Raw genomic sequence first — 11,897 nt, forward strand, 5'->3', positions numbered from 1 at the left:
GATGTGTGAATGCGAAAGTCATGGTTTGCACTATTGGCATGTGTTGTATTGTTAACAGGCTGGACTGGAATGGGGGGCAGCGGCACGGCAAAGGCGGAAGACAGCCGTCTGTCGCAGAAAGTGTATGGCAGCCCGGAAGAGCTGCTGCCGCCGCTGAACTACACCGTTTCGATTTTTAACGGGACCGTAGGCTATGAAGAAGGACGGCCGGTCATGTATACCGTGTCTAAAGGGAAACCAGGCCAGCTGAATGTCATTGACCTGGAGGATTACAAGCTGCTGCGCAGCATTCCGATCCCGCCCTCGGAGAGTTCATGGGCGCATACGGTTGCGCCGGACGGCACGCTGTACGTCGCGGCCGACGGCAGCGGGGCCAGGTTGTGGAAATATTCTCCGGTGACGCATACCGTTGAACAGGCCGCCTCCTTTGCCGGCGAATCGTGGCCAATCTGTATCACAACGGATGAGGCGGGCCGGGTATACGTCGGTACGTATCCTGGAGGCAAGGTGATTCAGTACGATCCAGCCACCGGTCAAACGAAGGACTATGGCCGCGTGATCGGTAACATTGCCCAAGAATATGTCCGCTCCATCGCATATCAGGGCGGTAACATTTATGCGGGAACGGCGCATCATCAGATTGTCCGCGTTAACCTGGAGACCGGCGAGAAGACGGACATTGCCGCGTCACTGAATGTTCCGGAGGGGGACGATACGGTATACGATTTGGACACCATCGACAACCGCTACCTGTTCGCCCGTTATACGGATGGCAGTGGTGTGCCGGGTCCGGCGTACATTTATGATACACAAACCGGTTCCTGGCTCGATACGGTGCTGGACAACGTGACCGGACTGCACGAGACCGATTCCTTGGACGGTAAAATTTATTTTATGTCCGACAAAAAATTGAAGACCTTCGATCTTTCCACGCATGAAGTCAGTGAAACAGGAATGGAGTACAACAGCGGATTCCGGGGAGCCGATTGGGTAGAGTTTCCGAACAACCCCGACCTCCCGGGTAAAAACCTGGTTACCGTCCGCTATGACGGCGGAGTGGCGATCATGAACATCGAGACCAAGCAAGTGCACCTGATGCCATCCGTCGTTCCGGGTTTGCCGGGCGTGGTGAACCGGATCCAGTCTGCTCCGGACGGGAATCTGTTCGTCACCGGGGTACAAACGAGCCGGGGTTCGATTATCGACCCGAATACCCTGACTTCCTCGGCATTCTCCATTGGTCAGGCGGACAGCGTGTATCCGCTCGGCGATAAAATGTATATGGGCGTCTATCCTGAAGGAGCGCTGTTCGAATACGACATGACCAAGCCGCCGGGGACAGAAAACCCGAAGAAGACGTTCGTCCTGGAAAATGGGCAGGAACGCCTGGTGAATATGACATCGGGAGGCGGCAAGCTCTATATCGCGACCATCCCGGGTTACGGTACCCTTGGCGGATCGGTTACGGTATATGATCCCGCTACGGGGGACAGCCGCGTTCACCGCAACGTCGTGCAGGATCAAAGCGTCCTGAGCCTTGCCTATAAAGACTGCAAATTGTTCGGATCGACGACGATTCGCGGGGGACTCGGTTCGGAGCCATCGGCGGATGAAGCGAAAATATTCGTATGGGACACCCAGACCGAGCAGAAGATCACAGAATTCCCGCTGCGGATCGCCGGACTCGATAAACCGGTCTTCATCGGGGATTTGAGCGTAGGTCCGGACGGACTGATCTGGGGCGCGGCGTATGAATACGTATTTGCGCTGGATCCAAATACGTATCAGGTTGTAAAGAGCAAAAAGGTGCAGTCTGGCGTTAGCTATACGCAGTGGGCTCATCACACGATCCGCTGGTCGGAAGACGGCCTGATGTACGTTTTGTTCAACAACAAACTGACGGTCATTGATCCGCAAACGCTGGAATCGCGCACGATTACCAATGCCGCCCGGTTCGAGCTCGGCAAGGACGGCGACATCTACTTTACCGACAATGCCACGAATACGATCATGTACCGGATTGAGGTCGATGGGGAAATTGTCGAGCAGCCACCTGGCATTCCGCTTCCGGTTAAAAATCCGGGATTTGAGGATGCCATGAGCGGCACTGCGATCCCAGGATGGACGCCCTTGTTTGCAGCCAGTTCCGATTTGAGCTACGCGGTCAGCACGGACCGGAGCTCCACCGGCAGTGCCAGCCTGAAGCTGACGGATAATACCCGTACGGGATCCGTCGCCTTGCAGAGCGATAAGATCACCGTCGAACCAGGCAAGAAATACACGTCCAAAGTCCAGGTGTATATCGAGTCGGGACAGCCGGGAACGATGCTGCGCTTCTTTGACAGCAGCAATCAAACGCTGGCTACGCAGGAGATCCATCTGGACGAGAGCCGGCTGGCCCAGTGGCAGACCGTGACGCTGAACGGCACAGCTCCCAACAATGCGGCCTACGCCCGCTTGATCGCAGTGGTCAGCCGCTACAACATGGCGTCGGCATATTATGACGACTTCTCCCTGTCCGTTGAAGGGACGCCTGAACCGGTGGATCAGGCAGCGCCTGTGTCTGCGGCCGAGGTATCGCCCGCTGCAGGCGAGAGCGGCTGGCTGAACCGTGACGCATCCGTGCAAATCCAGGCGGAGGACGAGGGCAGCGGCGTGGCCGCCATAACTTATGCGGCCAGCGGAGCGGGTTTGCTTGAACCGGTTCGAGTGGAAGGAGCATCCGCATCCTTCAACGTGACTGCCGAAGGAGTCACCACGGTGACCTATTCGGCCGAGGACCAGGCCGGCAACAAGGAGGAAGCGCGGGAGCTTACGGTCAAGATCGATAAAACGGCGCCTGAAATTACGTTTACCGGGGAAGCAGCCTATACGGTAGATCAGAAGGTGTCCATTCAGTGCGCGGCGTCCGACAGCTTATCCGGTGTCACATCGGAACCGTGCATCGGGACAGACCGACTCGCATATGAGCTGGAGCCCGGCATCAATGTGATCACGGCTTCGGCTAAAGATGCCGCAGGCAATGAAAGCACAAAGGAGTTTTCATTCGAAGTTACGGCAACGTACGACAGTCTGGGCATGCTTGTGCGTTCGTTCCTGCCTACGGATGCCGACTTTGCCGAGTCGCTGAACGCGAAGCTGCTGGCGGCCAAGGCTTCGGCCGGACGTGATCAGGCTCAGGCGGTGCAGGGACAGCTGTCCGCGTTCGAGCAGGAGGTTACCGCCCAAAGCGGCAAGAAGCTGACGGCGGATCAGGCAGCGGTGCTGCTGAAGTGGGTGAAAACGCTGAAATAGAAAGATATCGAAAAGAATAGTCGTGTTAAGCGACGTCGAATGAGGAGTCTGCGAGCAAGCGCAGGCTCCTTTTCCTTTTCTGAACGATTCCGAATCTTTAGAACCGGCGAGGTTACCAGTGTTTGCAAAAATCGGCAACTTTCCCAAACAAAAAAGCGTTTAACATGTAGTTTGATCCGGATCGAAAACCGGACAAAGAGGATACATATTTGATACAAGGGGCAGGGAGATGAAATAGTTATGGATAAAAAGCGCCACTTTGGCACCGTAGCACGGTCTGCCGTGATGCTGACGATTTTGGGAGCCACGGTGATACCCAGCCCGCTTGTGGCGGCAGAGGATTTAGCAGTTCCGGCTAAGGTTCTGAGCCTTCAGAACCCATCCGCAACTGGACAGGCGGCGCAGGTACCTGCCCAGAAGGCGGCAATCAAATGGAAATTTAGCCCTTCGTTTTACGATCAGGCAACCGGTTATTCCTACTACTCCGCCACCGCCGACCAAATGAGCAGTCGCACCATCTATCTGGATCCGAAGGGGGAGTGGCATGCGTTTGCAGAAGGAGTAACGATACATCGGGACTACACATTGGAAACACCGGTCGTGGACAGGACAAAATACGGTGATCCTATGGAAGGGCTCTACTCGACCGTATACGACCCATCCAAGGAGACTGCGACGAGAGGGGTATATTTTGCAGGCGGCTCGGACCTCCAGCATGGATTTCGTTACGTAAAAAACTATTACAAGCGGCAGGACACGCAGGGAAAGGAGTATACTGCTTCCGATTTCAGCCTGCTCCTTCGAACCCGTTCCGGAGTGATCCGCGAGATCGAGCGCGTGCCTAACCGTCTGCGTTTTAAGCCGATGCCGGACGGAAATGCGCTTGCGGTTCAGTACAGCGTTCCCCATAAACCGGATGAAATACTGATCATCAACACCGAAACGGGGAAGAAGAAGCACCTGACATATGGCCGACCAGAATACTATGACGCAAAAGGGGGGCGGCTTCTCATCACCCTCAATAAAACGGGAAATCCAAGCATCGTGTATACGCTAGCCGACGGTAAGCAGCGCCCGGCCACTGAACAGGATTGGAAAGAATTTGAGAGCATCAGCATAGCCGAAGGTAATCGCGTTAAGATGCCCGACTCTACTACTGTGCCCTCGACTGATTTGCAGCCACAGGATTTGCCGGTGACATCGGTCCAAACTCAAGATCAAATCTTGGTCCGAGCTGCGATTGGCGGTCGTGCGGTGAATTTATCCCTTGCTTTTGTCCAAAACGGCCGGACTCTGTTCCCCGTTCGCGAATTGGCGGAGCAGACAGGCCTGGAGGTTAAGCAAACGAAGCTGTCTGGAAAAGCGGGGGGCACATCCTTTACCTTGAAAGGACCTGGGGGGAGCGAAAGTTTAACGCCAACTGACCCTATGATGATCGGCGGCCAGCTCTTTATTGGCTCTGATATCTTGAAGCGGATTGGGTTGCCGGTGCAGGGGATGAATTGGAATCCCTAATTAGATGAGGGCGGATTTGGAAATTGGTTCATCTTTGGAACAAGGGATGATCATAGATCCAACTAATGGTTACTCCAACCGAAAAACTAGGAATTACATAGTGAAAGGAGAAAATCAATGATGAACAAGAAGCACAAACGGAAGGCTTCATTGTTGTTTGCAGCGCTGCTGACTGCGGCGGGTACGGCCGTGGTGCCAAGCCCCAGCGTACAGGCGGAGGAGGCACCTGCGGCTGCAGTACAAGCGGATCGTGCACAGAGTAAAGGAGTTTCCAATTCCCAAGCAACTCAGACACCCGAACTCAAATGGGATTTCAGGGCTGAATTTTATGATAAGGGCACGGGGCGTGCCTATTACGATGCGTCCGCTTATGACGGTGAGCAATATGATAACCGCACCGTATTCCGCGATCCTAATGGAAAGTGGAATGCACTGGAAGAAGGAATATCCGTAACCTGGAGCTATGGTTTGAAGAAGCCGATTTTGATTGGCAAAGGTCTCGGTGATTATTTGAATGGGCTGTTTTCGACTGTATTTGATCCAGCCCAAGAGACAGGAACAACCGGAGTGTTTTTTATTGGCGGTAAGGATAACCGGAGCGGTCTGCATTATATCAAAAATTATGAGATAGGTCAGGACGCACAGCAGAATTGGTACTCCACTTCTTTTTTTAGTGTATTTTTGCGCACCGGAGACGGAGTGATTAAGGAAGTGGATGGTGCACCATTTCGTCCAGGATTTTTCTCGATGCCGGACGGACGTGTGCTCGCCGTTCAGTATAGCTCCTCAGCCAAAATGAATGAAATTTTGATCATAAATCCTGCAACGGGGATTAGGAAGCATCTTGTCTACGCGAGCCTCGACTATTATGATGTCGAAGGTGGACGACTACTTGTCAGATATAATCAGCCGAATCGTCTGAGCGAAGTCATAACGCTGTCCAATGGAAAAGCACGCCAGGCAACGGAACAGGATTTCAAGGAGTTTTCCAACCTGGCGAATCAGAGCTACCAGGCACCTATGCCAAACGAATCGACCAAGCCCCCTGCCGATTTACAACCACAAAACTTGCCGGTGACGCATATTCAAATTCATGACCAGATCACAGCCAGAGCCATCATTGGCGGTAAGGTGGTATATCTCAGTTTTGCCTTTATTCAAAATGGACGCACGATGATTCCGGCACGGGAACTGATGGAACAGGCGGGCCTGGAAGTGATACAGCAGAAGGTGGCTGGGAAGGTAAACAGCAGTTCTTTTACCCTAAATGGTCCGGGAGGAACCGAGACGGTCACGGCTGCTGACAGCATGATGATCGGGGACCGGCTCTATGTTGGATCTAATGTTTTGAAGCGGATTGGGTTGCCTATCCAGGGGATGAATTGGAATCCGTAAGCAAGACCACGGCCCTATCATAAAAATAACGGCATGCTTTCCCGTGGTCTACATGGGAGGCATGCCGTTTTCATTACAATCGGTTGGATTTGCTTACAAAACAGTTGGTTTGATTACAGGGCAGTTGGCTTGGCTTCGCTGCCGTGCCGCTCCTGTCGGGAAGACCGGCTTACGTACAGAAGCAGCAGCGCGGTGACCACAATTAACGCCATGATCATCCCGATCACCCCGTTCCAGCCGAAGCCGGACAGGAAGAATCCGCCGGACCAGCCGACCAGACTGGACCCCGTGTAGTAGAAGAGCAGGTAAAGGGATGAAGCGTAAGCTTTATAGCGCATCGGTGCCGCTTTGCCCACCCAGCCGCTGGCAACGGTGTGTCCCGCGAAGAAGCCGCAAGCGAACAGAATCATGCCTGCGATCATAAAGACCACGTTGCCCGCCAGCATGAGCAGGGCACCGGCAAGAAGCATGCCCAGGCCGCTGGCAATCAAGCCGGCACGTGAATACCGGTCAGCCAGCTTACCGAACCAGACGGAGGACCAGGAGCCGATCAACTGGAAGACGAACAGGCAGCCGATCAACGTTTGACTCAGCTCATAAGGCGGCTGGGACAGCGGGAAGTCGATATAGTTAAACAGCGTAACGTACGCGCCAAGCAGCAGAAAACCGATCAGGTACAGGCACAGGAGCCGGGCGTTTGCAAATCCGTTCCGGAAGCCGTCGACCCAGTGGTGCAGCGAAATGCTGACCGGTTTGAAGTGGTTTGATCTGGGCAGGTAGAGCCAAAACATCACACTGCATAGAAGGCTGACCAAGCCTAGAACAAACATCGCAATATGCCAATTGAAAAAATCGGTGATCAGACTGATGATAACCCTTCCGGCAAAACCGCCTACCGCAGTGCCTGCCACATAGAATCCCATGACCTGCCCGATGCTGCGCGGTTCGATCTCCTCGTTGAGATAAGTCATGGCGATGGCCGGAAAGCCCGCAAGGCTGACGCCTTCGAGCAGCCTGGCAGCCAGCAGCAGATGAAAGTTAGTGCTGAACGAAGAAGCCATAGCCAGCACGGATGTAACGAACAGCGACACGCTCATGACGCCTCTGCGCCCCCAGGCATTGGACAGCAGGGAGACAAACAGCATGGTGACCGCTAATGTAATCGTTGAGAAAGAAATGATGAAGCTGGCACTGGAAGGAGATACGTGGAATTCCTTCGCAAACGTGCCGATCAAAGGCTGCGGGCTGTACAGGATCGCAAAGGTGACCAGACTGCCCAACAGCATGCTGACCAGTACCCGGAAATAGGCACGGGTACCGATTTGAATGTACTGCACGGCAAACGCCTCTCTTTGTTAAGTTCTGTGAACGACTCTTTCGGTGACGCCCCTAAGTATACGCCTGGTTCGCTTATGTTGTATAATGAATTAAAATTATCAAATTAATGCCTCTGAGTTATGAGGGTTTGGAAAGAGGGCTGGCAATCATGGAATGGCAGCAGCTGGAGTACTTCCGCGTCGTGGCCAGGCTGGAGCATTTCATTAAATCGGCGGAGCAGCTGGCTATTTCCCAGCCGGCGCTAAGCCGGTCGATGACGAAGCTGGAAAAAGAGCTTGGCGTACAGCTGTTTGACCGGCATGGCCGATCCGTTCAGCTGAATGAAACGGGAAAGCTGTTTTTGGCTAGGGTAGAGCGGGCTATGCAGGAGATTGAGGATGGGATCGAAGAGATCCGGCAGTTCCACGATCCGTTTGCTGGCAAGGTCTCGATTGCATTTTTGATGTCGTTCGGCGTTCACATGCTGCCGGATGTCATCGCAAGCTTCAACCGCAAATACCCGGACGTTGAATTCGCGCTGTATCAAAACCCGACGACGGTTATTCTGCCGCAGTTGCTTCGAAGCGAGGTGGACCTGTGCATTATCGGTCCGTTCGGCGAAGAGCCAGGTGTTGTCTGGCACAAGCTCGTTGAGGAAGAAATGTACGTCTACGTGCCTGCAGATCACCGGCTTGCAAAGCGTGAATTCATCCGGCTGGAAGAGGTAGCGGGCGAACCGTTTATATCGTTTAAGCCGGGTTATGGCGTCCGGACGCTGATGGAACGGTTTTGCGGTGAAGCCGGTTTTGAGCCGAACATCCGGTTTGAAGGCGATGATATTATGACGGCCGCAGGGCTTGTCTCCGCTGGACTTGGAGTTACGATCATCCCGGCTTTTTCAGGTATTGAACATGGAAAGGTCAGGCGGCTGCGCGTGACGGAGCCTTACTGCCGGAGGGAAATTGGACTGGCCTGGATCGCGGACCGGAAGCTTCCTCCTTCCGCCGACCTGTTTCGCTCATTTATTATCGAGTATTTTCGTGGCCAAGGCGAACTGTAGAATGCTCCTTTTCTGAGAAAAAAACAACAAGGTAGCAGATTGAAAGCCTGGATGTCCAGGCTTTTTCTCTTATCAATGCCCCTTTTTCAAGGAAACAAGACTGGGATTAGCCAAGGTCATTTTTTTATTTAAGTATTTACTTTATTAAGGAGATGGTTTATTATAACAACAGAGAGAGCTGAACCATCTTTTACCTGATGATCCTTAGGTTCACCAACTTAACAATCCAGATAACTACATGAACAAACGCTCAACACAGAGGCAGACCGCCGCAGGGCGGATTCGAGAAGAGGGAGGGGAGACAGCTTCATCTTATGGCAAATGATACGTTTTCCGCACTGGCAGATCCAACACGTCGCGGCATCCTCGAATTGCTGGCCGGGAATCCCGAACTATCCGCCACACAGATCTACGAACGTTTTGATGTAAGCCCGCAGGCCATTTCGCAGCATTTGAAGATCCTTCGGGAAACACAGCTCGTCCGGGTTGAGAAAAGGGCGCAGCAGCGCATCTACTCATTGAACATCGATCCTGTCAAAGAACTCGAGCATTGGGCGCAAGCCATCCGGCAGCAGTGGGATGGAAGGCTCAATGCCATGGACCGCGTGCTCGCTGAAGAGATGGCCAAACGAAAAGCCAATCAGGCGAATCATGAAAATAAAGGAGAATGAATAAATGAATCATCATGCCAGCAAGCAGGAGCTCGTCATTACCCGTGTGTTTGATTATCCGGTCGATTTGGTCTGGGATGCCTGGACGGATCCGAGTCTGGTCATGAAATGGTGGGGCCCTGCCCATTTCAGCTCACCATCGTGCAAGATCGATCTTCGCGAAGGGGGAAGCTACCTGTTCTGTATGCGGGCGCCGGAATCCTTCGGCGGACAGGATTATTACTCCGCAGGTGTGTACAAACGAATCGTTCCGCAGCAGCGCCTTGAATTTACGCAGATTCTGTCCGATGCGGAAGGAAACGCAGTTAAGCCTTCCGATGTCGGCATGCCGGAGGACTTCCCGGCTGTGGTCGATTTCGTCATTGATTTCATCTCGAAGGGCGATCAAACCGAGCTGATCATTAGAGAGTCCAATTGGAGCCCGGGTCCAATGGCCGATAACGCGGTTACCGGCATGAACCAGTCTCTCGACAAACTTGCCGCAAGTTTGGTTTAACTATGTTTTTCACATATTCCGGAAACGGTATATAAAAGAAAAATACGCCCCAGATTCGTATCTGGAGCGTTTTTTTTATGCTGCATTGCCTTCTTGCGGCAAGTTGATGAACATCAGCTTTCGCGAATCCAAACCGTCATTTCGCCCGGCTCCCTGTTGCCCCATAGCGTATATGGGACGGCCCGAAGGCGCTGCTGTTCCAGCTGCGGCCGCACCGTGCTGTAGAGATCGTTCGGCGCTTCCGCCGGCGTGCCGTTGCGAAGGCCATCCGCCTCGATTACGGCGACGCCGCCGCGCCATTCGTCCGTGACGACCTGCAGCTCGGCATCTGCCGGCAGACTTAGAGAAGCGAGCGGTGCTCCATTGTCGGTCTCCTCCAGGCAGTAGACGAGCGGGCCGCGCTGCAGCGCAACCTTTCCGCTGCTGGCGCGCAGGTTCGGGTGGGCGTAGATTCGCCGCGGCTGCATATCAAGCTCAAGCTCAACTACGTCACCGGCCTGCCAGTCCCGGTGAATATAGGCATAGCCGTCACGCAGCTCATACTGGGCAGGCTGGCCATTCACGCGGACCGCGCTTTCAGCAGACCAGCCGGGAAGACGAAGTGCAATCGTGAAGTCACCCGCGCCGTCCGCTTCCTGCACTTTCAGGCGAACCTGGCCTTCCCAAGGCAAACGGCTTTCCATGTCCAGCTGAACGCTGCGGCCGGCCACCTCGTGGCTGATTTGGCTGCCAATATACAGATGCACAAAGAGTGCCTCGTCGCTCGCCGAATAAATGTATTGACCGAGTGAAGACAGGAGGCGTGACACGTTTGGCGGGCAGCAGGCGCAGCCGTACCATTTTTGCCGGACCGGCTTGATATGACGCTTGCCGGGATTGCCTTCGCTGGCCGCCGGCCACACTTCCATCGGGTTCACGTAAAAATAATGCTTGCCGTCGCCGGCAATTCCTGCGGTTACGGTGTTATACAGCGCACGCTCCATCACATCGGCGTATTCGCCCTTCACTTCATTCTGAAGCAGCCGCTGGGCAAAAAAGATCAGGCCGATCGATGCGCAGGTCTCACTGTAGTTTGTGTCGTTCGGCAGGTCGTAGTCAAACGTAAAAGCCTCACCGTGATGCGTGGATCCGATACTGCCTGTGACATACATTTGCTTCTGCACGATGTTGTCCCACAAGCAGCGGCAGGCTTCCAGCAAAGCGTTGTCTCCCTTAAGCAGAGCCAGGTCGGCCATGGCCGTATACATATAGACGGCTCTCACCGCATGGCCTGTCGCGACCTCGTGTTCCCTCACCGGCTTATGCGCCTGGTGGTATGCAAGATTTACAGGATCCTTCTGAACGACACCGGGTGCCCAGTGCGAAATCCGGCCCCGCCGTTCAAATTCCTCCTCAAAGAAATTCGGCTTCTGCCCGCGCTCATCGATCAAAAAGCCGGCTAGATTCAGGTATCTAACTTCGCTTGTAGCATGGTACAGCTTGACCAGGGCAAGCTCAATTTCCTGGTGACCGTCGTAACCCCGGATTTTGCCTTCTTCCGGCCCAAAACGGTCATCGATATGGTCGGCAATCTTGCGTGCAATGTCGAGAAGCTTGGTTTTGCCTGTTCCGTAAAAATAGGCGACCGCTGCTTCGATCAGGTGGCCGGCCGTATACATTTCGTGGCAGTCCATCAGATTGGTCCAGCGCTGGTCGAGCTTGTCAATCGTAAAGTATGTGTTCAGGTAACCATCTTCCAGCTGTGCGGCTCCGATCAGATCGATCGCTTCATCGGCGACTTTTTCCAGATCGGAGTCCGGGGATTGGGCGAGCGAATACCCGACCGCTTCCAGCCATTTATACAGGTCGGTGTCCTGAAACACGAATCCGGCAAAGCTTCCTTCCTCGAGTCCTGCGGCAATCCGGAAGTTGCGGATCGCATGGCTGGGTTCAGCATCGGGAACACGGTCATTCAGGGCTTCCCACTGGTAGGGAATCACGGTATGCTTGATAAGATCCACATGATTGGACCAATAGGAGTCGGTGATGCGGACGGATTTCAAATCAAGCGGCTGTGGATGGGTTGGCGCATTTTTGGTAGACAAGTTTTCGTTCACTCCTAACATCATCATCTGCAGCTTTATCATATCGAATCAAGCCAAGGATTGTC

General features: G+C 53.8%; 8 protein-coding genes. 6 read left to right on the forward strand and 2 right to left on the reverse strand.

Translation table 11 applies throughout. The features are described 5' to 3' along the window. Nucleotides 1–9: 9 nt before the first annotated feature. The 3 genes from KI379_RS10560 to KI379_RS10570 all read left to right on the forward strand — a co-directional run bounded on the left by KI379_RS10560 (nucleotide 10) and on the right by KI379_RS10570 (nucleotide 6,204). Nucleotides 10–3,294, forward strand: coding sequence for an OmpL47-type beta-barrel domain-containing protein (locus KI379_RS10560; RefSeq protein ID WP_212983517.1), 3,285 nt, complete (start codon nucleotides 10–12; stop codon nucleotides 3,292–3,294). A gap of 240 nt (nucleotides 3,295–3,534) precedes the next feature. Next, nucleotides 3,535–4,809 (forward strand): hypothetical protein, encoded by a 1,275-nt coding sequence (locus KI379_RS10565; RefSeq protein WP_212983518.1) that lies wholly within the window; start codon nucleotides 3,535–3,537, stop codon nucleotides 4,807–4,809. A 117-nt stretch (nucleotides 4,810–4,926) separates the two neighbouring features. Next, a complete protein-coding gene (locus KI379_RS10570) occupies nucleotides 4,927–6,204 on the forward strand; it encodes a hypothetical protein (RefSeq protein ID WP_212983519.1) in 1,278 nt (425 codons plus the stop codon). A gap of 113 nt (nucleotides 6,205–6,317) precedes the next feature. On the opposite strand, the gene KI379_RS10575 is transcribed toward KI379_RS10570, so the two are convergent. After that, nucleotides 6,318–7,541, reverse strand: coding sequence for an MFS transporter (locus KI379_RS10575; RefSeq protein ID WP_244879245.1), 1,224 nt, complete (start codon nucleotides 7,539–7,541; stop codon nucleotides 6,318–6,320). A gap of 149 nt (nucleotides 7,542–7,690) precedes the next feature. Between KI379_RS10575 and KI379_RS10580 the strand changes: the two genes are divergently transcribed. The 3 genes from KI379_RS10580 (at nucleotide 7,691) to KI379_RS10590 (ending at nucleotide 9,748) form a co-directional block, all read left to right on the forward strand. Then, on the forward strand, nucleotides 7,691–8,581 hold the full coding sequence (locus KI379_RS10580) for a LysR family transcriptional regulator (RefSeq protein ID WP_244879246.1): 891 nt from the start codon (nucleotides 7,691–7,693) through the stop codon (nucleotides 8,579–8,581). A gap of 314 nt (nucleotides 8,582–8,895) precedes the next feature. Continuing rightward, a complete protein-coding gene (locus KI379_RS10585; protein WP_076166780.1) occupies nucleotides 8,896–9,252 on the forward strand; it encodes an ArsR/SmtB family transcription factor in 357 nt (118 codons plus the stop codon). Nucleotides 9,253–9,256: 4 nt separating this feature from the next. Further along, nucleotides 9,257–9,748, forward strand: coding sequence for an SRPBCC family protein (locus tag KI379_RS10590; protein WP_076166777.1), 492 nt, complete (start codon nucleotides 9,257–9,259; stop codon nucleotides 9,746–9,748). Between the two features lie 113 nt (nucleotides 9,749–9,861). Here KI379_RS10590 and KI379_RS10595 read toward each other — a convergent pair whose 3' ends face one another. After that, a complete protein-coding gene (locus tag KI379_RS10595) occupies nucleotides 9,862–11,832 on the reverse strand; it encodes a glycoside hydrolase family 127 protein (protein ID WP_244879247.1) in 1,971 nt (656 codons plus the stop codon). Nucleotides 11,833–11,897: the final 65 nt, after the last annotated feature.

It is taken from the genome of Paenibacillus cineris (assembly GCF_018333335.1).
In the GTDB taxonomy this organism is placed as follows: domain Bacteria; phylum Bacillota; class Bacilli; order Paenibacillales; family Paenibacillaceae; genus Paenibacillus_AQ; species Paenibacillus_AQ favisporus.

Bases quoted from the DNA above. Each gene is read 5' to 3' on its own strand.
- KI379_RS10570 (WP_212983519.1), top strand. From the start codon at position 4,927: ATGATGAACAAGAAGCACAAACGGAAGGCTTCATTGTTGTTTGCAGCG.
- KI379_RS10560 (WP_212983517.1), top strand. From the start codon at position 10: ATGCGAAAGTCATGGTTTGCACTATTGGCATGTGTTGTATTGTTAACA.
- KI379_RS10565 (WP_212983518.1), top strand. From the start codon at position 3,535: ATGGATAAAAAGCGCCACTTTGGCACCGTAGCACGGTCTGCCGTGATG.
- KI379_RS10590 (WP_076166777.1), top strand. From the start codon at position 9,257: ATGAATCATCATGCCAGCAAGCAGGAGCTCGTCATTACCCGTGTGTTT.
- KI379_RS10585 (WP_076166780.1), top strand. From the start codon at position 8,896: ATGGCAAATGATACGTTTTCCGCACTGGCAGATCCAACACGTCGCGGC.
- KI379_RS10580 (WP_244879246.1), top strand. From the start codon at position 7,691: ATGGAATGGCAGCAGCTGGAGTACTTCCGCGTCGTGGCCAGGCTGGAG.